24 protein-coding genes are annotated in these 26,477 nt (G+C 73.1%); 11 read left to right on the top strand and 13 right to left on the bottom strand.

Features of this window, described 5'->3' with window-relative positions:
- Positions 1–15: 15 nt before the first annotated feature.
- On the bottom strand, positions 16–594 hold the full coding sequence (locus BOQ63_RS38050) for a TetR/AcrR family transcriptional regulator (RefSeq protein ID WP_072655809.1): 579 nt from the start codon (positions 592–594) through the stop codon (positions 16–18).
- Positions 595–741: 147 nt separating this feature from the next.
- On the opposite strand from BOQ63_RS38050, the gene BOQ63_RS38045 reads away from it, so the two are divergent.
- A complete protein-coding gene (locus tag BOQ63_RS38045; protein ID WP_046385763.1) occupies positions 742–1,224 on the top strand; it encodes a DoxX family protein in 483 nt (160 codons plus the stop codon).
- Positions 1,225–1,229: 5 nt separating this feature from the next.
- Here the strand turns inward: BOQ63_RS38045 and BOQ63_RS38040 are convergent, their stop codons facing one another.
- Positions 1,230–1,526 (bottom strand): MTH1187 family thiamine-binding protein, encoded by a 297-nt coding sequence (locus BOQ63_RS38040; RefSeq protein ID WP_072655808.1) that lies wholly within the window; start codon positions 1,524–1,526, stop codon positions 1,230–1,232.
- 498 nt (positions 1,527–2,024) lie between these two features.
- Here BOQ63_RS38040 and gcl point away from each other — a divergent pair, with 498 nt between their 5' ends.
- Both gcl and BOQ63_RS38030 read left to right on the top strand, forming a co-directional pair.
- Positions 2,025–3,806 (top strand): glyoxylate carboligase, encoded by a 1,782-nt coding sequence (gcl, locus tag BOQ63_RS38035; protein WP_072655807.1) that lies wholly within the window; start codon positions 2,025–2,027, stop codon positions 3,804–3,806.
- Between the two features lie 170 nt (positions 3,807–3,976).
- Positions 3,977–4,465, top strand: coding sequence for a glutathione peroxidase (locus BOQ63_RS38030; RefSeq protein WP_030285078.1), 489 nt, complete (start codon positions 3,977–3,979; stop codon positions 4,463–4,465).
- 47 nt (positions 4,466–4,512) lie between these two features.
- Here BOQ63_RS38030 and BOQ63_RS38025 read toward each other — a convergent pair whose 3' ends face one another.
- Positions 4,513–5,433 carry a LysR family transcriptional regulator gene (locus BOQ63_RS38025; protein WP_030285076.1) on the bottom strand — a complete coding sequence of 307 codons (921 nt, stop codon included), beginning with the start codon at positions 5,431–5,433 and terminating at the stop codon, positions 4,513–4,515.
- A gap of 96 nt (positions 5,434–5,529) precedes the next feature.
- On the opposite strand from BOQ63_RS38025, the gene BOQ63_RS38020 reads away from it, so the two are divergent.
- The 4 genes from BOQ63_RS38020 (at position 5,530) to BOQ63_RS38005 (ending at position 9,555) form a co-directional block, all read left to right on the top strand.
- The gene (locus tag BOQ63_RS38020; RefSeq protein ID WP_030285074.1) at positions 5,530–6,234 is read left to right on the top strand and encodes a succinate dehydrogenase cytochrome b subunit; all 705 of its coding nucleotides are present in this window, start codon (positions 5,530–5,532) and stop codon (positions 6,232–6,234) included.
- Positions 6,231–8,174 carry a fumarate reductase/succinate dehydrogenase flavoprotein subunit gene (locus BOQ63_RS38015; RefSeq protein WP_030285072.1) on the top strand — a complete coding sequence of 648 codons (1,944 nt, stop codon included), beginning with the start codon at positions 6,231–6,233 and terminating at the stop codon, positions 8,172–8,174. The genes BOQ63_RS38020 and BOQ63_RS38015 overlap by 4 nt, the downstream gene beginning before the upstream one ends.
- Positions 8,171–8,908 carry a succinate dehydrogenase/fumarate reductase iron-sulfur subunit gene (locus tag BOQ63_RS38010; protein ID WP_030285070.1) on the top strand — a complete coding sequence of 246 codons (738 nt, stop codon included), beginning with the start codon at positions 8,171–8,173 and terminating at the stop codon, positions 8,906–8,908. The genes BOQ63_RS38015 and BOQ63_RS38010 overlap by 4 nt, the downstream gene beginning before the upstream one ends.
- 335 nt (positions 8,909–9,243) lie before the next feature.
- Positions 9,244–9,555: a hypothetical protein gene (locus BOQ63_RS38005; protein ID WP_030285068.1), complete on the top strand. Its 312-nt coding sequence runs from the start codon at positions 9,244–9,246 to the stop codon at positions 9,553–9,555.
- A gap of 124 nt (positions 9,556–9,679) precedes the next feature.
- Here BOQ63_RS38005 and BOQ63_RS38000 read toward each other — a convergent pair whose 3' ends face one another.
- Positions 9,680–10,618, bottom strand: coding sequence for a DUF2797 domain-containing protein (locus BOQ63_RS38000; protein ID WP_191093626.1), 939 nt, complete (start codon positions 10,616–10,618; stop codon positions 9,680–9,682).
- A 124-nt stretch (positions 10,619–10,742) separates the two neighbouring features.
- On the opposite strand from BOQ63_RS38000, the gene BOQ63_RS37995 reads away from it, so the two are divergent.
- From BOQ63_RS37995 to BOQ63_RS37980, 4 genes are all read left to right on the top strand, one after another.
- Positions 10,743–11,375, top strand: a complete 633-nt coding sequence (locus BOQ63_RS37995; RefSeq protein ID WP_030285063.1) for a maleylpyruvate isomerase N-terminal domain-containing protein — start codon at positions 10,743–10,745, stop codon at positions 11,373–11,375.
- Positions 11,376–11,557: 182 nt separating this feature from the next.
- Positions 11,558–13,711: a restriction endonuclease gene (locus BOQ63_RS37990; protein WP_037829876.1), complete on the top strand. Its 2,154-nt coding sequence runs from the start codon at positions 11,558–11,560 to the stop codon at positions 13,709–13,711.
- Positions 13,712–13,889: 178 nt separating this feature from the next.
- Positions 13,890–14,660 (top strand): ABC transporter ATP-binding protein, encoded by a 771-nt coding sequence (locus BOQ63_RS37985; RefSeq protein WP_050366984.1) that lies wholly within the window; start codon positions 13,890–13,892, stop codon positions 14,658–14,660.
- An 81-nt stretch (positions 14,661–14,741) separates the two neighbouring features.
- Positions 14,742–17,330: an ABC transporter permease gene (locus tag BOQ63_RS37980; protein ID WP_072655804.1), complete on the top strand. Its 2,589-nt coding sequence runs from the start codon at positions 14,742–14,744 to the stop codon at positions 17,328–17,330.
- Positions 17,331–17,401: 71 nt separating this feature from the next.
- Here BOQ63_RS37980 and BOQ63_RS37975 read toward each other — a convergent pair whose 3' ends face one another.
- The 9 genes from BOQ63_RS37975 to BOQ63_RS37935 form a co-directional block, all read right to left on the bottom strand.
- Entirely contained in the window at positions 17,402–18,025 is a 624-nt protein-coding gene (locus tag BOQ63_RS37975; RefSeq protein ID WP_051746539.1) for a DUF4232 domain-containing protein, read from the bottom strand.
- A 226-nt stretch (positions 18,026–18,251) separates the two neighbouring features.
- Positions 18,252–19,085, bottom strand: a complete 834-nt coding sequence (efeU, locus tag BOQ63_RS37970; RefSeq protein WP_072655803.1) for an iron uptake transporter permease EfeU — start codon at positions 19,083–19,085, stop codon at positions 18,252–18,254.
- Between the two features lie 34 nt (positions 19,086–19,119).
- Entirely contained in the window at positions 19,120–20,430 is a 1,311-nt protein-coding gene (gene efeB / locus BOQ63_RS37965; RefSeq protein WP_150476279.1) for an iron uptake transporter deferrochelatase/peroxidase subunit, read from the bottom strand.
- A 56-nt stretch (positions 20,431–20,486) separates the two neighbouring features.
- Positions 20,487–21,635 carry an iron uptake system protein EfeO gene (gene efeO / locus BOQ63_RS37960; RefSeq protein WP_030278613.1) on the bottom strand — a complete coding sequence of 383 codons (1,149 nt, stop codon included), beginning with the start codon at positions 21,633–21,635 and terminating at the stop codon, positions 20,487–20,489.
- 141 nt (positions 21,636–21,776) lie between these two features.
- Entirely contained in the window at positions 21,777–22,592 is an 816-nt protein-coding gene (locus BOQ63_RS37955) for an ABC transporter ATP-binding protein (RefSeq protein ID WP_030278615.1), read from the bottom strand.
- A 312-nt stretch (positions 22,593–22,904) separates the two neighbouring features.
- Positions 22,905–23,777 (bottom strand): hypothetical protein, encoded by an 873-nt coding sequence (locus BOQ63_RS37950; protein WP_150476278.1) that lies wholly within the window; start codon positions 23,775–23,777, stop codon positions 22,905–22,907.
- Between the two features lie 292 nt (positions 23,778–24,069).
- The gene (locus BOQ63_RS37945; protein ID WP_078866992.1) at positions 24,070–25,110 is read right to left on the bottom strand and encodes a hypothetical protein; all 1,041 of its coding nucleotides are present in this window, start codon (positions 25,108–25,110) and stop codon (positions 24,070–24,072) included.
- A 41-nt stretch (positions 25,111–25,151) separates the two neighbouring features.
- Positions 25,152–26,120, bottom strand: a complete 969-nt coding sequence (locus BOQ63_RS37940; protein WP_030278622.1) for a D-2-hydroxyacid dehydrogenase family protein — start codon at positions 26,118–26,120, stop codon at positions 25,152–25,154.
- Positions 26,117–26,467 (bottom strand): response regulator transcription factor, encoded by a 351-nt coding sequence (locus BOQ63_RS37935; protein ID WP_030278624.1) that lies wholly within the window; start codon positions 26,465–26,467, stop codon positions 26,117–26,119. The genes BOQ63_RS37940 and BOQ63_RS37935 overlap by 4 nt, the downstream gene beginning before the upstream one ends.
- Positions 26,468–26,477 lie beyond the last annotated feature (10 nt).

Genomic DNA, 26,477 nt, shown 5'->3' with positions numbered 1-26,477 from the left:
CGGGCCGGCCGGAGCTCAGTCCAGCAGTGTCAGCGCCTGCTCGGCGGCATCCCGCACCCGGGGCCCGCCCTCGGCGGTCTTGCCCACCACCCGGATTCCCTGCAGCAGCACCACCAGCATCCGGGCCAGTGCCCGCGGCTCCCGCACGGCGGGCAGTTCGCCCTGGGCCTCGGCACGCAGCAGGGCTGCGGTCAGCGCCGTCTCCAGGTGGTCGTAGCTGACCTCCACCCGGCGGGCCGCCGCCTCGTCGTGCGGGGCGAGTTCGACGGCGGTGTTGGTGATGAAGCAGCCGCGCTTGCGGTCGTCGTCCCCCATGCCCGCGTACCGGCGCACCAGGGCGCGGACGGCCGGGAGCACCGGGCCGGGCTGGGACAGCTCGGCCAGCAGGCCCGGGTCGCGCTGCTCGTTGTAGCGCTCCAGGGCGCGCAGGTAGAGCTCGTGCTTGCTGCCGAAGGTGGCATAGATGCTGGCCCGGGCAATGCCGAGACCCTCGACCAGGTCGGCCATCGAGGTGGCCTCGTAGCCGCGGCGCCAGAACAGTTCGAGGGCTGCCTGGAGCGCCGCGTCGGGATCGAATTCCTTCGTTCGCGCCATGGTGTGAACGCTAGCATTTCGAGACCGACCGGTCAAGAAAGGATGGCGACCGGTCCCGACCGCTATCTGACGGAGCATTGCCAAGTGGACTAGACCAAGGCTGCCCTTACCTCCCCACCCCTCCTCCCCCACAGGAGGTTCCCCGGTATGCCCGCACGCATCCACGCAACCCCCGCACAGGCCGTCGAGGCCGCCCGTCCCATCGTGCTGACGGCCTTTCGGGTCGTCGTCGGCCTGCTCTTCGCCTGCCACGGCGTCGCCTCGGTCTTCGGCGTCCTCGGCGGCACCAAGGGCGGCGGCAGCCTCCCGCTCGGCCAGTGGCCGGGCTGGTGGGCCGCCCTGATCCAACTGGTCGGCGGCGCCCTGGTGCTCCTCGGGGTCGGCACCAGGTACGCCGCCCTGCTGTGCTCCGGCTCGATGGCCTACGCCTACTTCACCGTCCACCAGGAGCACGCGCTGCTGCCGCTGCAGAACGGGGGCGAACCCTCGGTGATGTTCTGCTGGGCCTTCCTGGCCATCGCGGTCCTCGGCTCCGGACCCTACTCGCTGGACCGGCTGCTGAGGACCCGTCAGCCACAGGCGGCGCCCGACCCGGTCGAGGCGACCGCCGCACAGTCCACCACCGGCTGAGGCCCTCAGTCGTTCGCGAGGTGCCGCTCGACCGAGGCGACCTTGGCGGTGAGGCCGTCGGTGACCCCGGCCCGGTCGTCGATCTTGATGACCGTGCTCACCCGGTTGCTGTGCGCCTTCACCGCCTCGATCGCCGCCCTGATCACCGGCATCACCTCGTCCCATTCCCCCTCGATGCTGGTGAACATCGCGTCCGTGCGGTTCGGCAGCCCGCTGGCCCGGACCACCCGGACGGCCGCCGCCACCGCCTCCCCCACGTCCTCGCCGATCCCCAGCGGGGTCACCGAAAAAGCTGCGATCACGGTTCTGCGCTCCTTGTCACCCGACGGCACTGGTCGCGGCCCGGACCACTCCGGGCCGCGACCAGGTTAGGGTCCGCGCCGAGGATCGCGGCGCACGCCGTTGAGTACACGTACTCATGCGGCGGCCGGACGGCACCGGGCAGGTGCGATCCAGGTGCGCTGCGGTCGGGTCTTCCTGGACGGGCCCTCCGACGGTGTCCCCGCCCCGCCCGCCGGGCCGACCTCGGGCACCGTCGCTCCACGGGCACTGCGCGGCGAATGCGCTTTCCGGCCCGGCGGCTCCGCTCCCCCGGGTGCACCGGCGCGAACGCGGTTCCGGTGTGCGGGTCCGGCCACGCAGCGCACTATCCGGCCTTCCACATTCTGTTGAAGTGCCCCTTGACTCCTCACTGGACCCGACCCTACCGTGCTTTCCACATACAGAAACCGTTCTTCCGTATGGTGGAAATCAGGAGATGAGCCCTCCGACCCACTGCGGGCCGACGCAGGAGAGAACCGATGCCCCGTATGACAGCCGCCCGCGCGGCCGTGGAGATCCTCAAGCTCGAAGGTGTCGACGTCGCCTTCGGCGTGCCGGGCGCCGCGATCAACCCCTTCTACGCCGCCCTCAAGGCCTCCGGCGGAATCAGGCACACCCTGGCCCGGCACGTCGAGGGGGCTTCCCACATGGCCGAGGGCTACACCCGCGCCAAGGCCGGCAACATCGGCGTGTGCATCGGCACCTCGGGCCCGGCCGGCACGGACATGATCACCGGCCTGTACTCGGCGATCGCCGACTCCATCCCGATCCTGTGCATCACCGGCCAGGCCCCGGTCGCCCGCCTCCACAAGGAGGACTTCCAGGCCGTCGACATCGCCTCGATCGCCAAGCCGGTCACCAAGGCCGCCACCACCGTCCTGGAGGCCGCGCAGGTCCCCGGCGTGTTCCAGCAGGCCTTCCACCTGATGCGCTCGGGCCGTCCCGGCCCGGTCCTGATCGACCTGCCGATCGACGTCCAGCTGACCGAGATCGACTTCGACCCGGAGGCCTACCAGCCACTGCCGGTCTACAAGCCGACCGCCAACCGGATCCAGATCGAGAAGGCCGTCGCGCTGCTCCAGGAGTCGGAGCGCCCGCTGATCGTGGCGGGCGGCGGCGTCATCAACGCCGACGCCTCCGAACTCCTGCTGGAGTTCGCCGAGCTGACCGGCGTCCCGGTGATCCCGACCCTGATGGGCTGGGGCATCGTCCCGGACGACCACGAGCTGAACGCCGGCATGGTCGGCCTGCAGACCTCGCACCGCTACGGCAACGAGAACTTCCTCGCCTCCGACTTCGTCCTCGGCATCGGCAACCGCTGGGCCAACCGCCACACCGGCGGGCTGGACGTCTACACGGCGGGCCGCAAGTTCGTCCACGTGGACGTCGAGCCGACCCAGATCGGCAAGATCTTCGCCCCCGAGCTGGGCATCGCCTCCGACGCCAAGGCCGCCCTGGAGCTGTTCGTCCAGGTCGCCCGGGAGCTCACGGCGGCGGGCACCCTCAAGGACCGCAGCGAGTGGGCCGCCTCCACCCAGGCGCGCAAGGCGCAGCTCCAGCGCCGCACCCACTTCGACAACGTGCCGCTCAAGCCGCAGCGCGTGTACGAGGAGATGAACAGGGCCTTCGGCCCGGAGACCCGGTACGTCACCACCATCGGCCTGTCGCAGATCGCGGGCGCGCAGATGCTGCACGTCTACAAGCCGCGGCACTGGATCAACTGCGGCCAGGCCGGCCCGCTGGGCTGGACCATCCCGGCCGCGCTGGGCGTCGCCACCGCCGACCCGGAGGGCCAGATCGTCGCCCTCTCCGGCGACTACGACTTCCAGTTCATGATCGAGGAGCTGGCGGTCGGCGCCCAGCACCGGATCCCGTACGTCCACGTGCTGGTCAACAACTCCTATCTGGGCCTGATCCGCCAGGCGCAGCGCAACTTCGACATCGACTTCCAGGTCAAGCTGGAGTTCGAGAACATCAACGCGCCGGAGCTGGGCGTCTACGGCGTGGACCACGTCAAGGTCGCCGAGGGCCTGGGCTGCAAGGCGATCCGGGTCACCGAGCCCGAGGGCCTGCTGCCGGCCTTCGAGGAGGCCAAGAAGCTGGCCGCCGAGTTCCGCGTCCCGGTCGTGGTCGAGGCGATCCTGGAGCGGGTCACCAACATCTCGATGGCCGCCGCCGACATCGACAAGGTCAACGAGTGGGAGGAGCTGGCCACCCTCCCCGAGCACGCGCCGACCGCCGTCAAGCCGCTGGCCGTCTGAGCCGGCCGAGGAGTGGGGGCGTGCGAGCCGCTCCGTACGCCCCCGCGCCCGCGGCACACCGGCGGCACCGGACGGAACACCGGCGGGCCCGGCACGGTTGAGCCGTCCGGGGCCGCTACCGTGTGCCCGGGCGAGACCCGCTGCCCAACCTGCCGAAAGGACCCACCACCGTGAGCCTGTACGACATTCCGCTGCGCACCCTGGCGGGCGAGGCCACCTCGCTGGCCGAGCACAAGGGCAAGGCGCTGCTGATCGTCAACGTCGCCTCCAAGTGCGGCCTGACCCCGCAGTACACCGGCCTGGAGAACCTCCAGAAGCGCTACGCCGGGCGGGGGTTCACCGTGCTGGGCTTCCCCTGCAACCAGTTCGCCGGGCAGGAGCCGGGCAGCGCCGAGGAGATCCAGAGCTTCTGCTCGACCACCTACGGGGTGACCTTCCCGCTGTTCGAGAAGATCGACGTCAACGGTGACGACCGGCACCCGCTGTACCAGCAGCTGACCGAGGTCGCCGACGCCGAGGGCCAGGCCGGGGACGTCAGCTGGAACTTCGAGAAGTTCCTGATCTCCCCGGACGGCACCGTCGCCGCGCGCCTGCGTCCGCGCGTCGAGCCGGAGTCGGCCGAGGCGATCGCCGCGATCGAGGCCGTACTGCCGGCCTGACACCCGCCGGTCAGCGCTGGGGGCCGCCTTCGGGCGGCCCTCCGCCGCTACAGCAACAGCCGGGTTCCGGGTGGGAGTTCACCCTCACGGGCGGCGTCGCGCAGATGCGCCAGCAGGGTGTCGTGCAGCGCCTCGGCGGCGCGGGTGAGCGGCACCTCGTGGCCGTGCGCGACCGCGATGGTGCGGCCCAGACCGGGCCCGGCGAACGGGGTGACGGACAGGCCCGAGCGGGCCGCCACCATGCCCGGCACCACCGCCGGCCCGAGCCCGGCCCGCACGAAGCCCAGCACCGCGTCCATCTCGCCGCCCTCGACGGCGAACTCGGGCTCGAAGCCGGCCGCCCGGCAGGCCGCCAGCGCCGCCTCGCGCACGTCGTAGCCCTCCCGGAACATCACCAGCGGCCGCCCCCTCAGCTCCGCCACCCGCACCGGGCGCCGGGCGGGCCCGGCGGCCGAGACCAGCACCAGTTCCTCGTGCAGCAGTTCGGTGACGGCGAGGGCGGGCGCGGCCTCCCCGCTGGGCGGGGTGATGACCAGCGCGAGGTCCAGCTCGCCCGCCGCCAGCCAGCGCACCAGGTCCCGCGAGCCGCCCTCGCGCACGCCAAGCGCGACACCCGGGTAGTGGTCCCGGAACACCCGCAGCACGTCCGGCACCAGGCTGGTGCACAGACTCGGCGGCGCGCCCAGCCGGACCCGGCCGCGGCGCAGCTGCACCGTCTCCTGGACGGCCAGACGGGCGCTCTCGGTGTCCGCGAGGATGCGCCGGGCCAGCGGCAGCAGGGCGTCCCCGGCGTCGGTCAGGGCGATGTTGCCCCGGGTGCGGTGGAACAGTTCGGCCCCCAACTCCCTTTCCAGCGACCGGATCTGCTGGGAGAGCGAGGGCTGGGCGACGTGCTCGGTCTCGGCCGCCCGGGTGAAGTGCCGGGTCTCGGCGACGGCCAGGAAGTAGCGGAGTTGCTGGAGCTGCACACGACCAGGCTACGCCGCGTCGATAGGCTCCAGCTATCGTCACCAGCCGCAGCATGTCTTGGACGCACCCTTGCCGCCCTCCCTACCGTTGCTGCCATGACAACCGCGACTCGGACGGCCCGGCATCCGTCCACCCTGGCGACCCTGTGGCGGTCGACCGTCGGCAAGAAGGCGGTCATGGCCGTCACCGGACTGGTCATGCTGCTGTACCTGGTCGCGCACATGCTGGGGAACCTCAAGGTGTTCTTCGGCCCCGACGACATCAACGGCTACGCCGCCTGGCTGCGCACCATCGGCCAGCCGTTCCTGGGCCACGAGTGGTTCCTGTGGATCGCCCGCCTCGCCCTGCTGGCCTCCGTCGTCCTGCACGGGGTGTCCGCGTACCAGCTCAGCCGCCGGGACCTCGCCGCCCGCCCGAGCAAGTACGTGCACCAGCGCCGCCGCGCCAGCTACGCGACCCGGACCATGCGCTGGGGCGGGGTGATCCTGGGCCTGTTCGTCGTCTGGCACATCCTCGACCTCACCACGCTCACCGTGAACCCGGTCGCCGAGCACGGCCACGTCTACCAGAACATCGTGGGCACCTTCGGCCGCTGGTACAGCGACGTGATCTACATCGTCGCGATGCTGGCCCTGGGCTTCCACATCCGGCACGGCTTCTGGAGCGCCGCGCAGACCCTCGGCGCCAACAACGCCCGCCGCGACCGGGCGCTGAAGCTGACCGCCAACGGGCTGGCGCTGCTGCTGACGGCCGGCTTCCTGTCCGTCCCCGTCGCCGTGATGACCGGAGTGGTGAAGTGAGCTACCAGGACTACACCCTCGGCGAGCCGATCGCCGACACCAAGGCCCCCGCCGGGCCGATCGAACAGCGGTGGGACCAGCGCCGGTTCGACGCCAAGCTGGTCAACCCGGCCAACCGGCGCAAGCACACCGTGATCGTGGTCGGCACCGGCCTGGCCGGCGGCGCGGCCGGCGCCACCCTCGCCGAACAGGGCTACCACGTCGTCCAGTTCTGCTTCCAGGACTCCCCGCGGCGCGCCCACTCGATCGCCGCCCAGGGCGGCATCAACGCGGCCAAGAACTACCGCAACGACGGTGACTCGATCCGCCGGCTGTTCTACGACACCGTCAAGGGCGGCGACTTCCGCGCCCGCGAGTCCAACGTGCACCGGCTCGCCCAGGTGTCGGTGGAGATCATCGACCAGTGCGTCGCCCAGGGCGTGCCCTTCGCCCGCGAGTACGGCGGTCTGCTGGACACCCGCTCGTTCGGCGGCGTTCAGGTCTCCCGCACCTTCTACGCCCGCGGCCAGACCGGCCAGCAGCTGCTGCTCGGCGCCTACCAGGCGCTCTCCCGGCAGATCGCCGCCGGGAACGTGGAGATCCACCCGCGCACCGAGATGCTCGACCTGCTGGTGGTCGACGGCCGGGCCCGCGGCATCGTCGCCCGCGACCTGGTCACCGGGAGGATCACCAGCTACACGGCGGACGCCGTCGTCCTCGCCACCGGCGGCTACGGCAACGTCTTCTACCTCTCCACCAACGCCAAGAACTCCAACGCCACCGCGATCTGGCGGGCCCACCGGCGCGGCGCCTACTTCGCCAACCCGTGCTTCACCCAGATCCACCCCACCTGCATCCCGCGCTCCGGCGAGCACCAGTCCAAGCTCACCCTGATGAGCGAGTCGCTGCGCAACGACGGCCGGATCTGGGTGCCCAAGGCCCAGGGCGACACCCGCCCGCCCGCGCAGATCCCCGAGGAGGAGCGCGACTACTATCTGGAGCGGATCTACCCGTCCTTCGGCAACCTGGTGCCCCGCGACATCGCCTCCCGGGCCGCCAAGAACGTCTGCGACGAGGGCCGCGGCGTCGGCCCCGGCGGCCAGGGCGTGTACCTGGACTTCGCCGACGCGATCCGCCGGATGGGCCGGGACGCGGTCGAGGCCAAGTACGGCAACCTCTTCGAGATGTACGAACGGATCACCGCCGAGGACCCGTACCAGGTGCCGATGCGGATCTACCCGGCGATCCACTACACGATGGGCGGCCTCTGGGTCGACTACGACCTGCAGACCAGCGTCCCCGGCCTGTTCGCGATCGGCGAGGCCAACTTCTCCGACCACGGCGCCAACCGGCTGGGCGCCAGCGCCCTGATGCAGGGCCTCGCCGACGGATACTTCGTGCTGCCGCCCACCATCAACGACTACCTGGCCCGCAACCCGGTCGACGCGGTGCCCGCCGACCACCCGGTGCTCACCGAGGTCGAGGCCGAGGTCGAGGACCGGCTCAACCTGATCCTCTCCGTCGACGGCGACCGCACCCCGGACTCCTTCCACCGCGAACTCGGCGAACTGCTGTGGGACGAGTGCGGGATGGCCCGCGACGAGGCCGGGCTCAAGCGGGCGCTGGAGCGGATCCCGCAGCTGCGCGAGGAGTTCTGGCGCCGGATCAAGGTGCCCGGCACCGGACAGGAGCTCAACCAGTCGCTGGAGAAGGCCAACCGGCTGGTCGACTACTTCGAACTGGCCGAACTCATGTGCCTGGACGCGCTGCACCGCGCCGAGTCCTGCGGCGGCCACTTCCGCACCGAGAGCCAGACCCCCGACGGCGAGGCCGCCCGGCGGGACGAGGAGTTCTCCTACGCCGCCGCCTGGGAGTTCACCGCCACCGGCGAGCCCCCCGTCCTCCACCGCGAGGACCTCGAGTTCGAGCACGTCCACCCCACCCAGCGGAGTTACGCATGAACCTCACCCTGCGCATCTGGCGCCAGGCGGGCCCGGACGCGCCCGGCTCGATGACCACCTACCAGGTCAGCGGCATCAGCCCGGACATGTCCTTCCTGGAGATGCTGGACACCCTCAACGAGGAGCTGATCACCCGCGGCGACCAGCCCGTCGCGTTCGACCACGACTGCCGGGAGGGCATCTGCGGCGCCTGCGGCATGGTCATCAACGGCCAGGCGCACGGGCCCGAACGCACCACCACCTGCCAGCTGCACATGCGGCACTTCCGCGACGGCGACACCATCGACGTCGAACCGTGGCGGGCTGCCGCCTTCCCGGTGGTCAAGGACCTGGTGGTGGACCGATCGGCCTTCGACCGGATCATCGGCTCCGGCGGCTACATCACCGCCCCGACCGGCAGCGCCCCCGAGGCGCACGCCACGCCCGTCCCCAAGGAGGCCGCGGACACCGCCTTCGAGCACGCCGAGTGCATCGGCTGCGGCGCCTGCGTGGCCGCCTGTCCGAACGGCTCGGCGATGCTGTTCACCTCCGCCAAGGTGGTGCACCTCAACGTGCTGCCGCAGGGCGCGCCCGAACGTGCCGCCCGGGTGCGGAACATGGTCTCGGCGATGGACGCCGAGGGCTTCGGCGGCTGCACCAACACCGGCGAGTGCGCCACCGCCTGCCCCAAGGGCATCCCGCTGCCCAGCATCGCGGCGATGAACCGGGAGTTCCTGCGGGCCGCCCGCGGCTGAGACTCCCCCTGATCGGTCGGCCCCTCGCTCTGGTGCTCAGGCGAGGGGCCGACACTGTTCCACGGGGCGTGCGACGGCAGTTCGCGCTCCCCGAACGGGTGGTGGATGGCCGCGAGCGGTGCTTCCCGACGGAGAATCGCGCTACGGTGGTGCTCCGCTACGGAAGGACGGCATATGCCCGAGGTTCAGTCCTGCTCCGGCTGCGGCGGGTCCGGGGGGACCCAGAAGACCGAGGCAACAGTCGAGCTGGACGAGGAAGGGAGCATAGTGCCCAGGGTTCACGACTACTGGTCGCCCTGCGGTCGGTGCCACGGATCCGGGACGGTGATCGTCGGATGAGACTGGTCTTCGAGTGCGTCGAGTGCGGTGGGCACTACCTGCCGCCCGAGGGCATGGTGTATCCGGACGGGCCGGCCTCGCCGGTCTGGTGCTCGCGCTGCCAGACGTCCAAGCGCACGGCGGGCCTGAGGGAGGACCCGGTGCTCGCCCGCGTCGCCCTGGCCGCCGCCCGGGCCGCCCTGGCCCGGCGCGCCGCCGAGGCCGCCGAGCCGGCCGCCGCCGGGCGCGGTGACGTACGGCCGTCCCGGCCCCCGCTGTCCCGCCGCGCGCGCTCCGGCCCGGGCGGGGTGCGCGGCAGACTGGGCTGAGCGCAACACCCTCCACCTGCTGGCCGGGCTGACCCGGGAGCTCGGCGAGGCGGCCGCGCCCGCGCTGGGCCTGGTGACCTAGCTGCTGGCCCTGATCAGCAGCTGACGGGCGTCGGCTCCGGCGTCAGAACAGCGCCTCCTGGGTGTCCGGCTCCGGCGGGCGGACGCGCTCCTGGAGGGCGAGGCCCTCGGGGGCGCGGCCGGTGACGGGCGTGAGCGCCCAGCCGGTGAGCCGGCGGGTGTCCAGCAGCAGCGGCCCGGAGCCGTCCGGCTGGTCGAGGAAGAGGTGCCGGCCCACCGGCGGGCGCAGCGTGCCCGCGATCACCGCGCCGGGGGCCAGGCCGGTGATCTCGCGGTAGACCTCGGGGGCGCCGTCGGCCAGGCCGAAGCGCTCCACGTGGTCCACCACCGGGCGGTCGGCGAGCAGTTCCACGGCGTGGCCCTTCAGCAGCCCGTGCGCCCGGGCACGGGCCTCGGTGAGCACCGTACGGCGGTGCGGGGCGTCGCCGTGGGACCACCAGTGGTCCGTCTTCAGCCGGGACTTGTAGCGCTCGCGGGCCATCCCCGAGGCGGCGACGGTCAGTTCGGCGCGGCGCACCGCGGGCAGGCCGCCGCGCGCGGTGAACGCGTAGGCCAGCGCACCCTGTTCGAGCAGTCGGCTGTCGCCGCGCTGCTCGGCGGTCAGGCCGACCTTCAGCAGGCCCTCGCCGAACCAGGCGAGGTAGAGCAGGTAGGTGCGGCCGTCGTCCAGGATCTGGTCCCGGGCGAGGGCCAGACCGCGGTCCACGCTCTGGCAGGCCGGGCACTGGGTGGCGCCGCCGTCCGGGGCGATCTCCGCGTGGTGCGGGCAGGGCGTGCGCGCCGTCGCCCCGGCCAGCCAGGCCCCGGTGCAGCGGCGCGGGCCGCCGAGCAGCCAGCCGACCTCCGTACCCGGCGCGACGGCGCGCTCGTGCACCCGGCCGCCGCGCACCGCGCCGAGCAGTGCCCGGCCGTCGTGCCAGCTCAGGCCGGTGGAGATCCAGCCGGCCGGCCGCTCCGGGTGCTGGGGTGCGGGGATCGTCACGGGCAGCCCTCCCTGTGGGTGTACGACCCGGTCGAGGCTACCCGCTGCCACTGACAACGACCGCATCCCGGAGGATGCGGGGCCCGGAAGCCGGTGGCGCCGAGCGCTTGCTAGCGTCCGGGCCATGACCGACTCACCGACCCCGGACGACCTCACCCGCACCCTGCGCCTCGCCGTCGACACCCTGGCCGGGGCCCCGGCCGGCGCGGACTGGTCGCGGCCCGCCGGCACGCTCGGCTGGAGCTGCTGGGAGACCGTCGAGCACCTCGCCGACGACCTCCTCGCCTACGCGGCCCAGCTGGGCCCGGCGCGGCCGCCACGTGACCGGTACGTGCCCTTCGTGGCGACCCGCCGCTCCCCCGGCGCCCCGAACAACTTCGTCCGGGCCGACCCGGCCGACGGGGTGGCGGGGCTGCTCGAAGTGCTGGACGCGAGCGGCGGGTTGATGGTCGCCGTCGCCCGGGTCGCGCCGCCGGACGCGCGTGCGTACCACCCGTGGGGCCTGGCCGATGCGACCGGCTTCGTGGCCATGAGCCTGGTCGAGACCCTGGTCCACCTCCACGACGTCAGCCAGGGCCTCGGCCTCGCCTGGGACCCGCCCGCCGAGGTCTGCGCCCGGACCCTGGCCCGGTTGTTCCCCGACGTCCCGCCCGTCGACGCCCCCTGGCCCACCCTGCTGTGGGCGACCGGCCGCACCGCCCTCCCCGGCCGGCCGCCGCGCACCGACTGGCGCTGGTACGCCGAAGTCCGGGGCTGAGCCCGGGGGCCCGCTGACCGAACGCCAGGTGCCCGGCGGTGCCTGCGCGCCCGTTCTCTTCCGCAGGTCGCGGGCGCTTGGCCCGTCGGGGCGTCCACGTTCTATTGTGGCGGGCGCGGTCGAGGTGTCGCCGGGAGGCGGCGCGGGGCGGCCGGGTCGGTGTGAGGGCGAAGGGGTGGCTCGTGGCGGGGCGGCGGAACAGCGGGGTGCTGACGGTCTGGGCGGAGGCGCAGCGGCAGCAGCAGCGCCGGGAGGAGGCCCGGTGGCGTGCCGAGACGGCGGAGTTGCGCCGGCACGAGCGCGCGCAGCGCGAGGCGCAGCGGGCGGCCGCCCGGGACGAGCGGGAGGCGCAGCGCGCGTACCAGCAGTCGCGGGAGGCGGAGGCGGCCCGGCGGACCGCCGAACTGGACGGCCGGGTGGCGGAGTTGCGCGGGTTGCTGGCGGCCGGGCTGGCCGCGCCGGCGTTCGGTCCGCAGTCGCTGCTGGCGCCGCGCCCGGTGCCGCCGTTCGATCCGGGGCCGCTGGGCGAGCCGGTGCCGATGCCGGACCAGACCTCCGCCGAGTACCACGTTCCGCCGCCGGATGCCGCGCAGGCCCGCAACGCCGGGGTGCGCCGGCAGTACGAGCAGTACCTGGCCCGGGCCCGGGCCCGGTTCGAGCAGGACTGGTACGCCGCGCAGGCGCAGGAGGCGGACCGGCAGCGCCGGCTTGCCGCGTACCACCAGGAGTACCTGGTGTGGGCGGAGGGTTTCCGGCGCCAGGAGGCGGAGCGCGGGGCCGGCACCGAGGAGTTGCTGCGGCGGCTGCGGGCGGGTGACCCGGAGGCGGTACAGGAGTACTTCACGGCGGGTCTGTACGCCTCGGCGGCCTGGCCGGAGGGCTTCCCGCACCGGCTGGTGGCGGCCTGGGAGGTGTCGAGCCGTCAGCTGGTGGTGAACTGGGAGCTGCCCGGTCCGGACGTGGTGCCGGCGGCCGTGCGGGTGCGGTACGTGAAGTCGGACGACCGCGAGGCCGAGGTGGCCCGTCCGGCGACGGAGCGCAAGGCGCTGTACCGGGAGGTGCTGGCGCAGTCGGCGCTGCGGGTGGCGGCGGAGCTGTTCCGGGCGGACCGGGACGGGATGCTGGACTCGGTGGTGCTGAACGGCTTCGTGCTGGGCATCGACCCGGCGACCGGCCGGGAGGCGGAGCGCTTCCTGTCCACGCTGACCGCGACCCGGGCCGAGTTCTCCGGGCTGGCGCTGGACCGGGTGGCGCCGGTGGAGTGCTTCCAGGGCCTGGGCGGCAAGCTGTCGGCGCGGCCCGAGCGGCTGGACGAGGTGAAGCCGGACCGGCTGCCGGAGTCGGTGGGCGGGAACCTGGCCGGGCACTTCGGCGAGGACGAGCCGGACCTCTTCGAGATGGATCCGCTGGACTTCGAGGACCTGATCGCCGAGCTGTTCCGGCTGCGCGGTTTCCGCGTCATGACCACGGCGCGCAGCGGCGACGTGGGGGTGGACGTGGTGGCCGAGGACCTGGACCCGGTGACCGGCGGCAAGATCGTGATCCAGGCCAAGCGCTACAAGAAGACGGTGCCGCCGACGGCCGTGCGGGACCTGGAGTCCACCGTGCGCCACCACGGCGCGATCAAGGGCATCCTGGTCACCACGGCGGGCTTCGGCCGCGGCTCGTACAGCTACATCGAGGGCAAGCCGCTGACCCTGGTGAGCGGGCCGGAGCTGGTCGAGCTGCTGGCGGAGCAGGGCCTGCGCGGCCGGCTCGGCGGCGGACCGGGCGGGGGAGCCGAGCCGGGGCCGCTGCCGAAGGAGGCCGAGCCGGCCGTACCGCAGAGCAGCCTCACGGTCAGCTGGCAGAGCCGTACGGCCGGCGGCGACCCGGTGGAGCTGGACGTCACCGCGTTCCTGTGCGCCGGCGGCCGGGTGCTGAGCGACGAGCACTTCGTGTTCTTCAACAACCCGCAGGACCCGGACGGCGCCGTGCGGTTGCACCCGACACGTTCAGTGCCGGGCGAGCCGGCCCGGGCGGCGCGGCTGAGCCTGGACCTGCACCGGCTGCCGGCCGCCGTCGACGAGGTGGTGCTCGCGGTCTCCACCGAGGAGGAGGAGCCACCGGCGCTGCCGCTCGGCTACGTGTACGGGCTGGCCGTCGCCGCCGAGTACGGTCCGGGCGCGGCCGGGCCGGCCAAGTGGCCGGGCGCCAACGGCGGTATCCCGGACTCGGCGATGCTGCTCGGCAGCTTCCGGCGGGCGGACGGCGGCTGGCAGTTGGTGCCCTCGGCACGGGCGGTGACGAACGGTCTGGCCGGGCTGGCGACGGCTTTCGGCGTCGCGGTGGAGTGACCGGCGGCGACGCGGACCTCGGGGGATCTGTCATACCTGAGGAGGAGAGCGCCCCCGCCGCGCCACCGGGTCGGCGGGGGCCCACCGTCCCCTCGGCATACGCATCGGGCCCGAACCACTTGGGAGGATGGGTCGGTAGGAAAATCCGATCCGTTCCCGTCCGTTCCCAGGAGTCCACGTGAGCTTCCCCGCAACCGCCGTCCGCACCGGTCTGGCGGCCGCCCGCGCCACCGGTCTGAACAAGGTCTACGGGGAGGGGGAGACCCGGGTCGTCGCCCTCGACAACGTCAGCGTGACCTTCCCCCAGGGCGAGTTCACCGCCATCATGGGCCCCTCCGGCTCCGGCAAGTCCACCCTCATGCACTGCATGGCCGGCCTGGACACCGTCTCCTCCGGCTCCACCACCATCGGCGACACCGAACTCGTCGGCCTCAAGGACAAGCAGCTCACCCAGCTGCGCCGCGACCACATCGGCTTCATCTTCCAGGCCTTCAACCTGCTCCCCACCCTGACCGCCCTGGAGAACATCACCCTGCCGATGGACATCGCCGGCCGCAAGGCCGACCAGGCCTGGCTCGACCGCGTCGTCGACACCGTCGGCCTGTCCGGCCGCCTCGGCCACCGCCCCTCCCAGCTCTCCGGCGGCCAGCAGCAGCGCGTCGCCTGCGCCCGCGCCCTCGCCGGAAAGCCCGACATCATCTTCGCCGACGAACCCACCGGCAACCTCGACTCCCGCTCCGGCGCCGAGATCCTCTCCTTCCTGCGCAACTCCGTGCGCGAACTCGGCCAGACCGTCGTCATGGTCACCCACGACCCGGTCGCCGCCTCCTACGCCGACCGCGTCGTCTTCCTCGCCGACGGCCGCATCGTCGACGAACTCCACGCCCCGACCGCCGACACCGTCCTGGACCGCATGCGCCGCTTCGACGCCAAGGGCCGCACCAGCTGAGCCCCTGAGCCGCCGAGCCCCGGCGAACCGCCGAACACCGGCGAACGAAGCCCGACGCCCACGACCCCCAGGACACCACTCTTGTTCCGCACCGCACTGCGCAACGTACTGGCCCACAAGGGCCGACTGCTGATGACGATGCTCGCCGTCATGCTCGGCACCGCCTTCGTGGCCGGCACGCTCGTCTTCACCGACACCATGGGCCAGGCGCTCAGGACCCAGAACTCCAAGAGCTACGCCGACATCGCCGTCACGGTCAGCGACAGCGAGGCCGTCGGCCGCGGCTACGACCACGGCGGCCGGACCGCCGCCGGCCCGACCCTCACCGAGGACACCCGCCGCAAGCTCGTCACCCTGCCCGGCGCCGCCGACGTGCGCGGCGTGGTCAGCGGCTTCGCCGGCATCGCCGACCACAAGGGCGCGCTGATCGGCAACGGCTTCTCCACCACCGGCACCAACTACGTGCCGGGCGCCGACGGCACCGACCCGCGCTACCCGCTGGTCGCCGGCCGCGGCCCCAAGGACGCCGGCGAGATCGCCCTCGACACCAGGACCGCCGAGAAGGGCGGGTTCAAGGTCGGCGACACCGTGCGGGTCGCGGTCAACGGCCCGGTGATGCAGCTCAAGCTCACCGGCACCCTGCACACCAACGACCCGCGGGTGACGGCCGGCGGCTCGCTGGCCGCCTTCGACACCGCCACCGCCCAGCAGCTCTACCTCAGCCCCGGCCGCTTCGCCGAACTGGACGTCAGGGCCGCGCCGGGCACCGACGACACCGCGCTGCTCGCCGCCGTCAGGCAGGCCCTCCCCCAGGGCGACAACCTCGAGGCGAAGACCGGCCGCGAACTGGCCGATGAGCAGGACCGGATGATCGCCCAGGGCACCAGGATCCTGAGCACCTTCCTGATGGGCTTCGCCGCCATCGCGCTGTTCGTCGGGGTCTTCATCATCGCCAACACCTTCTCCATGCTGGTCGCCCAGCGCACCAGGGAGCTGGCCCTGCTGCGCGCCGTCGGCGCCACCCGGCGGCAGATCACCCGCTCGGTGAAGGTCGAGGCCGCGCTGGTCGGCCTGACCGCCTCCGTCGCCGGCCTGCTGGCCGGCATCGGGATCGCCCTCGGGCTCAAGGCGCTGCTCAACGGCCCGATGGACGCCAACCTGCCGGACGGCCCGCTGGTGATCGCCCCGACCACCGTCCTCGCCGCGATCGCGGTCGGCGTGCTGGTCACCCTGGTCGCCGCCTGGCTGCCCGCCCGCCGGGCCTCCCGGATCGCGCCGGTCGCGGCGATGAGCTCCTCCGAGCAGCCCGCCACCCAGAAGAGCCTGCGGCTGCGCAACACGGTGGGGCTGCTGTTCTCGCTGGCCGGGGCGGCCGCGCTGGCCGCCGGTGCGAGCGGCAAGGAGGTCAAGCTGGTCGGGCTCGGCGCGGGCGCGCTGCTGATCGGCGTGTTCGTGCTGACCCCGCTGCTCTCCCGGCCGCTGATCGCACTGTTCGCCCCGCTGCTGCGGGCCGTGTACGGCACCCCGGGCAAGCTCGCCCGGGAGAACGCGGTGCGCAACCCGCGCCGCACCGCCGCCACCGCCTCGGCGCTGACCATCGGCGTCACCCTGATCACCTCGCTGACCGTGGTCGGCGCCTCGGTGAACAAGGCCGTCGACGACTCCACCTCCAGCGACCTCAAGGCCGACTACACCGTCGCCATGCAGAACTTCTCGGACCTCTCCCCCGAGGTCGCCGCCCAGATCGCCAAGGCGCCCGGCGTCAGCGCGATGAGCACCGAGCGCAGCGTCCCGGTCACCATCGACCGGGGGCAGGACCGGGGCCGGGGTGCGGGTGACGGCGAGAACGAGTTCCTGACCGCGGTGGACGCGGCGACCATCGACCAGCTGGCCACCGTCAGGATCAGGGAGGGCTCGGCGGACGCGCTCGAGCAGGGCAAGCTGCTGGTGAGTTCGGGCCGCTCCGAGCAGGCCCGGTACAAGGTCGGCGACGTCCTCGCCGTGACCTACCCGGACGGGAGCAAGGGCTCGCTCACCGTCGGCGGCGTCCTGGAGGCCAACACCGCGCTGGCTCCGGTGCTCGCACCCGAGGCCGTGGTCGGCCCGCACGCGCAGCCCGGCTCCGGCCTGGAGAAGGTCCTGGTCAAGGGGACGAACGGCGCGACCGAGCAGCTCAAGCAGGCGCTGCGGGACGCGACCGGCGGCAACCCCCTGATCGCCGTCAAGGGCGAGAAGGACATCAAGGCGGAGAGCCGCCAGGCCGTCACCAACATCCTGAACATGATGTACGGGCTGCTCGGCATGTCCGTGGTGATCGCGGTGCTCGGTGTGGTCAACACCATGGCGATGTCGGTGTTCGAGCGCCGCCGGGAGATCGGCATGCTGCGGGCGATCGGCCTGGACCGGCTGGGCATCCGCCGGATGGTCCGTCTGGAGTCGCTGCTGATCGCGCTGTTCGGCGGGCTGGTCGGGGTCGGCCTCGGCATCCTGGTCGCCTGGGCGGGCGTCCGGACCCTGGCCGACGACCTCAAGGGCATCACCACCGTCGTGCCGCCGCTGCAGATCGTCTGCTTCCTGCTCGCGGCCGCCGTGATCGGCCTGCTGGCCGCGCTCTGGCCCGCCCACCGGGCGGCGAAGCTGGACATCCTGGACGCGATCAGGAGCGAGTAGTACGGGGCCGACGACAGGAGCCCCGGACGGTCACACCGTCCGGGGCTCCTGCGCGTCATGGCCAAGGTGCGTCACGATCCAGGCGCGAACACCACGCCCTGGCTGGTGGGTTGCAGCGTGCCGGTGGTCAGTCCGGCCGCGGAGACGGTCAGTTGGGTGACGGCCTGACCGTTCAGGCCGACCACCTTGGCCGTCAGCTGCCTGTTCCCGTCCGGCGGGGTGAGCCGCAGCCCGGCGATCACGTGGCAGTTCTTGTCGGACTTCTGGCAGGTGGTCCACTTCAGACCGGCGAAGGCGGTCGCGCCCGGCTTGAGGGTGACCCGCATCGGCGGCCCGGGGTGCGGCACACGCTTGACGGCCAGCCTGTCCGAACGGTTGTTGGCGAGCAGTCCGGCGAAGCCCGGGTAGCCCCGCAGGGTGCAGGTGCGGCTGCCCTTGTTCTGCAGCATCACCATCGCGGAGCCGGCGTTCTTCGCGGAGCCGGTGTTCTGGAGCTGTACGGTCGCGGCGAGGTCGTCGGCAGTGCAGCGGGGAGTGGCCGACCGGGGAGCCGCCGCCGCGGTGGCGGTGGTGGCCTTGTCGACCGCCGTCGGCGGTGTCTGTGCTCCGGCAGTGCCGCACACGGTGAGCAGGAGGGTGGCGGCGAGCGTGCCGGTGCCGATGACGGACGAGCGGGAGGGTTTGTGGACGTTCATGTTCTCTCCGTGGGTACGCGGGTGGTGCGAGGTACGCAGGTCGAGCGAGGCCGTCCGCCTCCCAGCATGACCGCGGCAGGCCGGAGGTGCCACTCCACCCGGGGATCCCGCGTGGTGCGTACGAGGAGTAGCGCTCACGGACGGTCACCCGCCGCCGGGAACGACACCGCCCCGCCGGGCGTTCGACGGCCGGGCGGGGCGGGTGGAGTGAGGTCGAACTGCCGGGTCAGGCGGCCGACTTGGCGGTGACGGGCTTCGCCCTGCTCCCGAAGAGGTTGAAGAAGACGGCCAGGGTGGGCAGCAGGTAGGCCAGCCAGACCACCAGTTGCAGGACGGTCGGGTCCGGCTGGAAGTTGAACACGCCCTTCAGCAGGGTGCCGTACCAGCTGTCCTTGGGGATGGTGCTGGAGATGTCGAAGGCCAGCGAGTGCAGGCCGGGCAGCCAGCCGGCCTCCTGGAGGTCGTGCACCCCGTAGGCGAGCACGCCGGCCGCGACCACGACCAGCATCGCGCCGGTCCAGGTGAAGAACTTCGCCAGGTTGATCCTCAGCGCGCCCCGGTAGAACAGCCAGCCGAGCACCACCGAGGTGAGCAGGCCGAGCGCGGCGCCGACCAGCGGGTTCCAGCCGTCGTCGGTGGCCTGCACGGCCGACCAGATGAACAGCGCGGTCTCCAGGCCCTCGCGGCCGACGGCCAGGAAGGAGGTGACAACCAGGGCCGTCGTGCCCATCGCGATCGCCGCGTCCAGCTTGCCGTGCAGTTCGGTCTTCAGGTGCCGGGCGGTGCGCCGCATCCAGAACACCATCCAGGTCACCAGCCCGACCGAGATGATCGACAGCGAGCCGCCGAGCGCCTCCTGGGCCTCGAAGGTGAGCTGTGAGGAGCCGAACTGCAGCACCGCGCCGAAGGCCATGGAGAGCACCACGGCCGCGCTGACGCCGAGCCAGGCCGGCGGCAGCTTGTCCCGGCGGTCGGTCTTGACCAGATAGGCGATCAGGATGCAGACGACCAGGCTGGCTTCGAGGCCTTCGCGCAGGCCGATCAGGTAGTTGCCGAACACGGCTGACTCCTCGTGGTGGTGGGGGTGGGTGACATCAGCCGAAGAGGGCCTGGCCCCACCACTCCCCCGGCTTGCGCACCCCCGCCGGGCAGGCGAAGTGGGCGGAGCCGACGTGCTGGATGTACTCGTTGAGCTTGTCGGAGGCCGCGAGCCGCTGCTGCAGCGGCACGAAGGCCTTGCGGGTGTCGCGCTGGTAGGCGAGGAAGAACAGTCCGGCGTCCAGGCGGCCGAGGCCGTCGGTGCCGTCGGTGAAGGAGAAGCCGCGGCGCAGGATCATCAGGCCGTTGTTGGCGTCCGGGTGGGCCAGGGCTACGTGCGAGGTCGCGGGCATCGCCTTGAGGTCCGGGGCGTCGTGCTCCTTGGCCCTGCCGTACGGGGCGCCCTCGCCCTTGGTGCGGCCGAAGGTGTCCTCCTGGTCCTTGAGCGAGGCGCGGTCCCAGGTCTCGATGTGCATCCGGATCCGCCGGGCGACCAGGTAGGAGCCGCCGGTCATCCACTCCGGGCCGTCACCGGGGGCGGCCCAGACGTGCTCGGACAGGTTGGCGGTGTCGGTGCCCGCGATGTTGTGGGTGCCGTCCTTGAACCCCATCAGGTTGCGCGGGGTCTGCTCGTCCGGGGTGGTCGAGGAGGTCTTGCCGAAACCGAGCTGGGACCAGCGGATGTTGACGGTGCCCATGCCGATCCGGGCCAGGTTGCGGATCGCGTGCACCGCGACCTGGGGGTCGTCGGCGCAGGCCTGGACGCAGAGGTCGCCACCGCTGCGCAGCGGGTCGAGCTTGTCGCCCTTGAAGGTGGGCAGTTCGATCAGGGCGTCGGGGCGCTGGACCTTGAGGCCGAAGCGGTCGATGCCGTCCTTCTCGAACAGGCTCGGCCCGAAGCCGATGGTGAGGGTGAGCCTGGAGGCGGGCAGGCCGAGCGCCTCGCCGGTGTCGTCCGGCGGCGCCTCGGCGGAGGCGGGGACGGCGCCGGTGCCGACCTCGCGGCCGCCGGTCATCGCGGCGGCCGCCCTGGTCCACTCCTTGAGGAGCTTGACCAGGGAGTCCCGGGTGGCCTTCTCCGAGACGTCGAAGGCCGCGAAGTGCAGCCGGTCCTGGACCGGGGTGGAGATGCCCGCCTGGTGCTCGCCGTAGAACGGCACCTCCCCGCCGACCACGGCGTTCGCCGCCGGGGCCGGGTCGTCGTCCTGCCGGACGGCCGCGGCGACCGAGCCGGCGGCGGCGACGCCGAGCGCGACGCCCGCGCCGGCCCAGCCGATGACGGCGCGCCGGCTGACCGCGGCCCGGTCGGGGGTGGCAGTGGCGGCAGCGGCCGGGGTGCCGTTCTGCTGCTCGTTCTCGGCGTCCATCGGCGGGCGGGCCCTTCTCACTCTTGCGGAACTACTGGACTTCGGTCGGGGACCGGCTACTTGACGACCACGGCGGCGGCCAGCTTCGACAGCGGCTCGCCCAGCGAGTTCACCGCGTCGGAGAAGGCCTTGCGCTCGGCCTCGGTGACCTTGTCGTAGGGGGTGAAGGTGCCGTCGGCCTGCTTGTACTTGGCGAGCAGGGCGGTGATGGCGGCGAACTCGGAGTCGAGCGTCCTGGCGAGCTCCGGGTCCTTCTCCGCGGCGACCGGCTTCAGCAGCTCGTAGGCCTTCTGGGCGCCCTCGACGTTGGCCTGGAAGTCCGCGAGGTCGGTGTGGCTGTAGCGGTCCTCCTCGCCGGTGATCTTGTTGGTGGCGACCTCGTCCAGCAGTTCCTTCGCTCCGTTGGCCATGCTGGTCGCGGTGATCTCCGCCTCGGGGATCTTCTTCTGCCAGTCCTTGAGGTCGGCGACCAGCTGGTCGGCGAGCTTCTTCTCGTCGTCGCCGGTCTTCGCGTCGGCCCAGAGGGCCTTCTCCAGCCGGTGCCATCCGGTCCACTGCTGGCCCTGCTCCAGCTTGTCCTCGCGGGTGTCGGTCTTGGGGTCGACGTCCCCGAAGCTCTCGGCGACCGGCTCGGTGCGCTCCCAGCCGGTGCGCGAGGGCGCGTACAGCGACTTGGCCTTCTCCAGGTCGCCGCCCTTGATCGCGGCGGCGAAGGCCTCGACGGCCGGGACGGTGGCGTCGGCCTGCTCCTGGGCGTACTTGCGGTAGGAGTCGACGGCGGCGCCCAGACGCGGGTCGGCCGGGGCGGTGCTGCCGCCCTCGCCGGTCACGGTGATCTTCTGGCGGATGCCGTCGCCGACCATGCCGGGCTTGCAGGCGATCTCGTACGAGCCGGCCTTGATCTCGGCGTTGATGGAGGCCTTGGTGCCGGGGCCGATGTTCTCCCGCTCGGTGACGATCTTGTCCCCGGCGGCGTAGACGTAGACCTCGGTGGTCTTGGAGCCCTTGTTGCTGATGTCCAGCACCACGTGGCCGCCCGGGAAGCTGGTCGTGGAGACCTCGCAGGCGGTGTCGGTGGCGTTGATCTTGACCGCGTCCGCGCCGCCGGCCTTGTCGTCCTTCTTCGAGGCGCAGCCGGCCAGGGCGGCGGTCGCCACGGCGAGGCTGAGCAGGGCGGCTGCGGTGGAACGGCGGCGGGCGGGCATGGGTGCTCCAACGGAAAAGGGCATGGGGGTGCCAAGGCCGGGTAAAGCGCCGACCGGGCCGGCGCCTCCTTTTTAGCTAAGGCATACCTTACGTAAGAACTCTTTACCGTCGATACCCGGCCCCCCGCCCGACCCGATCCGCTACCTGCCGGGGGCTCGACGGGCCGCCGCCCGGGCCGTCCAGCGGCCCTCGTGGCGGCTGATCCGGATCGGGTGGCCGAAGGTCTCGCTGATCAGCCCGGTGGTCATCACCTCGTCCACCGGCCCGGCCGCCACGCACTCGCCGCCGCGCAGCAGCAGGGCGTGGGTGGTGCTCTCCGGCAGCTCCTCCAGGTGGTGGGTGACCAGCACGCTGGCCAGCTCCGGGTGCTGGTGGCGCAGCAGGTCCAGGCTGTCCAGCAGTAGCTCGCGGGCGGTGAGGTCCAGCCCGGTGGCGGGTTCGTCGAGCAGCAGCAGCCGGGGGCTGGGCATCAGCGCACGGGCGATCAGCGCCCGGCCGCGCTCGCCCTGGGAGAGGGTGGTCCACGGGGCCTCGGCCATCGCGCCCATGCCGAGCGTCTCGATCAGCTGCTCGGCGCGCTCCACCGCCTCGGGGGCGGGCTTGCGGTGCCACTCCGGCTCGATGGTGTTGGTGGAGCCGGTGAGCACCACCTCGCGCACGCTCAGCGGCGAGCGCAGCGGGTGGCGCGGGTTGACGTGCCCGAGGTGGGCGCGCAGCTCACGGACGTCCACGCGGCCGAGTCGGCGGCCGAGCACGTCCACCGTGCCCCGGGTGGGGTGGGAGACCGCGCCGAGCAGGGCCAGCAGCGTGGACTTGCCCGCCCCGTTGGGGCCGAGCAGCGCCCAGTGCTCGCCGGGCCGGATCTCCAGGGTGATGCCGCGCAGCAGGTGCCGGCCGTCGCGCACGACGTCCACATCCTGGGTGCGCAGCAGCGGGCCGTCGAAGGACGGGCTCATGGGGAACTCCGATTCATGGCGCCGGGCAGGGTGCGGGCGGGGGCGCCGCACCGGACGGGCCGGCGCCGACCGTCCGTGTGCACCGTACAACCGCCGGCCTGGGCGGACTCCGTCCGTCCGATGGGTGGACGCGGCAGAACCCTGTTGCACGAGGGGAGTTGGGAGGAACATGGTGCCTTTCCGAGGGGAGCGAGGGGGAGGCGTGATGGTGGCTGACTCGGAGCGGCCGGGGACCGTGCACGGACTGGTCGAGCGGCAGGCCCGCCGGGCGCCGCAGGCGGTGGCGGTGCGCTGCGGCGGGGCGGAGCTGACCTACGGGGAGCGCGCCCACCCCGCGGTGCGGGAGGCGGCCGTGGTCGAGGTGGAGCCGACCCCTGGGAAGCGGCTGACGGTCGGCCGGTCGGTGACGAAGTCGACGTCGAACCAGCCGCGGTAGCCGTCCGCGGCGAGCCGCTCCCCCACCGCGAGGGCGAACCGGCGGGCCGTCTCGGCGGCGGCCCGGGGGACGGCGCCGGGGCCGACGGTGACGCCCTGGTAGCGGGTGCCGGCCACCTCCATGGCGCCGGCACCGACGGGGTGCACGGCGCCGTCCGGGCCGACCACGGCGTCGTAGGTGCGGTCGCGCAGCCGGGCGGCCGGGCCCGGGGCGACGTACTCCTCCAGCAGTAACTCGCCGTGGCGCGGCATGGTGTCGGAGCGGACCAGGCGGCGCAGCAGGGCGCTCCCGCCGCCCGCGGCGAACAGCTCGGCGGGCTCGACCACGACGGTGCCGTAGCCGCCGACGCCGTGCGGGCTCTTCAGTACGGTGGTCAGCCCCCGGGCGGCGCGGACGGTCAGCCGCCGCGCCGCCCGGCGGCGGCTCTCCGGGCGCTCCTGCGCGGGGACGACGATCCCGGGGTGCTCGGCGGCCAGGGCGGCGAACAGCCCGTGCGCGGCGGCCTCGGACTCGTAGCGGCGGACGGCGGCCAGCTCCGGCCCCTCGCCCTGCGCGGCGGTACGGCCCCAACTGAGCACCGGAAGACCGGAGTCGGCGATCCGCGCGGCGAGGGCGGGCCGGGCGGCGAGCGCCTCGGCGAGCGTCCGGCCGTCCGCGACTCCGCTGTGCACTTCGACCGGGCCCCACTCCAACTCCCGGGCCAGCCAGTCGGTCCACTCCCGGTCGACCTCGGCGGGCAGCACCAGCACCGCCGGCTCCGGGCTGTACCCGACGGCCAGGCAGGCGTAGTGGTGCGCCTGCCGCAGCCGCCGGGCGCGCTGCTAGGCGTCCGTGCCCGGGGCGAAGAACTGCGCGTTGAAATCCGCGACGTTCCCGAAGTGCACCGCCGCCCGCCCGCCGGTCCAGGCCCCCACCCATCCGTCCATGCCCCGAGAGCTTAGGCCTGCCGTCACGCGGCAGCCAGCCGCGCGCCGCCCACAAGCCCGGTCGTCCACGATCGCGTCAAGTTGACCGACCAGCCCACCCGGCCGCCTGCCGCCGCTAGCTGTTGAACCCGATGTGGACGTGGTCGTGGTGGGTGTCGTCGGTGAAGAACTGGTTGCCGGCGCCCGCGATCGCCACCGGCCCGCCCACGTTGTACGAACCGGCCGCCGCCGCGTCCCGCATGAAGGACTCGATCAGCTGCCGGGGCGTGGCCGGGTCCACCACCGCCCGTCCGTCGATCCGCCGGACGTCGAAGGCCCGGCCCAGCGGATGGTCGCTGGGCCGGGTCGTCCCGAAGACGTCCAGCGGGTGGCCGGTGCGCACCACGCTCACCGAGAGCGTGTACGGGCCGGCCAGCCGCAGCATCGCCGTCGGCACGGTGTCGTGGACGTTGCCGCTGAGCAGGTCGGCCTCCGCCTCGGGCGGCAGCTCGATCCTCGGCTCGGCCAGCACCTTGGCCACCGCCGGGGCGGGCGAGGCGGCGGCCGGGCCCGGATCGCCCGGGTGCAGGGCGATGACGGTCCAGCGCGGCTCGGCCCGGCTCAGCCGGACGTCCACGGTGATCCCGCCCGGGGCCACCGAACCGTCCGACTGCCGGGTCCACTGGCGGCAGACCACCAGCACGCTCGCCGAGTCGGCCAGGATCCCGCCGTACTGGGCGTCGATCACCTCCAGGCTCGCCTCGACCGCCGCCGGGGCGAGCCGCCCGGCCTGGTCCGCCAGCCCCGGCGGCAGCCCGAGCGCCGCCACCCGGGCCCGGCCCGGCTCCACGCCCTGCCCGCCGGGCGGCCAGGCCCCGAGCGCGGCGACCAGCTCGACGGCGCGACGCTTGACGTCGGGCTGGATCTCGCCGGGGCCGGGCTGCCAGAGCGGCGGACTGGGCAGCGGGGTCGGCGTCGCGGCCGGGGTCGGGGCTGCAGTCGGGGTGGTGGCTGCAGTCGGGGTCGCGGTCGGCGCGGCGACGGAACTCGTGGAAGCCCCGCCGGGCTTGCCGCCGCTCGAACACCCCACCGCCCCCAGCAGCACCGCCGCCGCCCCCGCCCGCAGCACCCCGCGTCGGCCCGTCCCCCGGTAGCCGTAGCCGTCTCCGCTCGTCATGCGGTCAGTATCCGACCGGGGCCCGGGCACGGGCGCCGGTCTCAGCCCAGACGGCGGATCGGCTCACCCTCGAGGAAGGCCTCGATGTCCTCCACCGCCTCACCGAAGTACCGCCGGTAGTTGTCCTGCGAGACGTACCCCAGGTGCGGGGTGGCGAGCAGCCGGGGCGCGGTGCGCAGCGGGTGGTCGGCGGGCAGCGGCTCGACGTCGAAGACGTCCAGGGCGGCGCCCGCGATCCGGCCCTCGGTGAGCGCGGCGAGCAGCGCGTCCTGGTCGACGATCGCCGCGCGGGAGGTGTTGACCAGGTAGGCGTCGGGCTTCATCAGGGCGAGTTCGGCGGCGCCGATCAGCCCGTGGGTCTCCGCGTTCGAGGCGAGGTGGACCGAGACGAAGTCGCTCTCCCGCAGCAGTTCCTCCTTGGACCGAGCCCGGCGCACGCCCGCCTCGGCCGCCCGCTCGTCGGTCAGGCTCCGGCTCCAGACGAGCACCTCCATGCCGAACGCGAGCCCCACTCTGGCCACCAGCGCGCCGATCCGCCCGAAGCCGAGCAGTCCGAGCGTCCGCCCGTGCAGGTCGGCCCCGACGGTGCTCTGCCACGGGCCGCCCTCGCGCAGCGCGGTGTTCTCCTGGACGATCCCGCGGGCCAGGCCGAGCAGCAGCGCCCAGGTCAGTTCCACCGGCGGGGTGCCGGAGCTGGCCGTGCCGCAGACCGTGACGCCGTGCGCCGCGGCGGCGGCGTGGTCGATGACCGAGTTGCGCATGCCGGAGGCGATCAGCAGCTTGAGCCTCGGCAGCCGGGCGAACAGCGTGGCGGGGAACGGCACCCGCTCGCGCAGGGTGACCACGATGTCGAACCCGGCGAGCGCGGCGGCCAGTTCGTCCTCCGAGCCGTGGTGCTCGCGGAAGGACGTCACCTCGACCCGGTCGGCCAGCGACGACCAGTCGGCGGAGCTGGTGGCGACGCCCTGGAAGTCGTCCAGGACGGCGCAGCGAAGTATCGGAAGCGTCATGACGGCAGCCTGCCAGACGGCGGCGGGCCCGGGGGCCGCAGGCCGTAACGGTCCCCGTCCCGGACGATCCACCACGGCTCGCCGAGCTTCGCCCGCAGGACGGCCATCGGGTACCGCAGCTCCCTGGGGTCGGTCCAGGCGCCCCAGCCGTACAGCAGGACGTCCCGCGCGTCGTGCAGCCCTTCGCCCAGCTCGATCAGGGTGCGCAAGCCGCGGACGTCCTGGTACGTGAGCGGGACGGCGCGGCCGTCCACGGTGGCGGTCCTGGCGTCCGGGTCGAGGGCGAGGCGACCGCCGAAGGCGGTCAGCGGGCCCTGCGGCTGCTCCACGGGTTCCTTCCGGTCCATGCCCGGCAGC

Source organism: Streptomyces viridifaciens, from assembly GCF_001888885.2.
Taxonomy (GTDB): domain Bacteria; phylum Actinomycetota; class Actinomycetes; order Streptomycetales; family Streptomycetaceae; genus Kitasatospora; species Kitasatospora aureofaciens.
Note: the sequence above shows the minus strand (reverse complement) of the source record. Positions and strands in the feature narration are given on the sequence as shown.

Bases quoted from the DNA above. Each gene is read 5' to 3' on its own strand.
- BOQ63_RS38050 (WP_072655809.1), bottom strand. From the start codon at position 594: ATGGCGCGAACGAAGGAATTCGATCCCGACGCGGCGCTCCAGGCAGCC.
- BOQ63_RS38045 (WP_046385763.1), top strand. From the start codon at position 742: ATGCCCGCACGCATCCACGCAACCCCCGCACAGGCCGTCGAGGCCGCC.
- gcl (WP_072655807.1), top strand. From the start codon at position 2,025: ATGCCCCGTATGACAGCCGCCCGCGCGGCCGTGGAGATCCTCAAGCTC.
- BOQ63_RS38020 (WP_030285074.1), top strand. From the start codon at position 5,530: ATGACAACCGCGACTCGGACGGCCCGGCATCCGTCCACCCTGGCGACC.
- BOQ63_RS38010 (WP_030285070.1), top strand. From the start codon at position 8,171: ATGAACCTCACCCTGCGCATCTGGCGCCAGGCGGGCCCGGACGCGCCC.
- BOQ63_RS38005 (WP_030285068.1), top strand. From the start codon at position 9,244: ATGAGACTGGTCTTCGAGTGCGTCGAGTGCGGTGGGCACTACCTGCCG.
- BOQ63_RS37995 (WP_030285063.1), top strand. From the start codon at position 10,743: ATGACCGACTCACCGACCCCGGACGACCTCACCCGCACCCTGCGCCTC.
- BOQ63_RS37975 (WP_051746539.1), bottom strand. From the start codon at position 18,025: ATGAACGTCCACAAACCCTCCCGCTCGTCCGTCATCGGCACCGGCACG.
- efeB (WP_150476279.1), bottom strand. From the start codon at position 20,430: ATGGACGCCGAGAACGAGCAGCAGAACGGCACCCCGGCCGCTGCCGCC.
- efeO (WP_030278613.1), bottom strand. From the start codon at position 21,635: ATGCCCGCCCGCCGCCGTTCCACCGCAGCCGCCCTGCTCAGCCTCGCC.
- BOQ63_RS37955 (WP_030278615.1), bottom strand. From the start codon at position 22,592: ATGAGCCCGTCCTTCGACGGCCCGCTGCTGCGCACCCAGGATGTGGAC.
- BOQ63_RS37945 (WP_078866992.1), bottom strand. From the start codon at position 25,110: ATGACGAGCGGAGACGGCTACGGCTACCGGGGGACGGGCCGACGCGGG.
- BOQ63_RS37940 (WP_030278622.1), bottom strand. From the start codon at position 26,120: ATGACGCTTCCGATACTTCGCTGCGCCGTCCTGGACGACTTCCAGGGC.
- BOQ63_RS37935 (WP_030278624.1), bottom strand. From the start codon at position 26,467: ATGGACCGGAAGGAACCCGTGGAGCAGCCGCAGGGCCCGCTGACCGCC.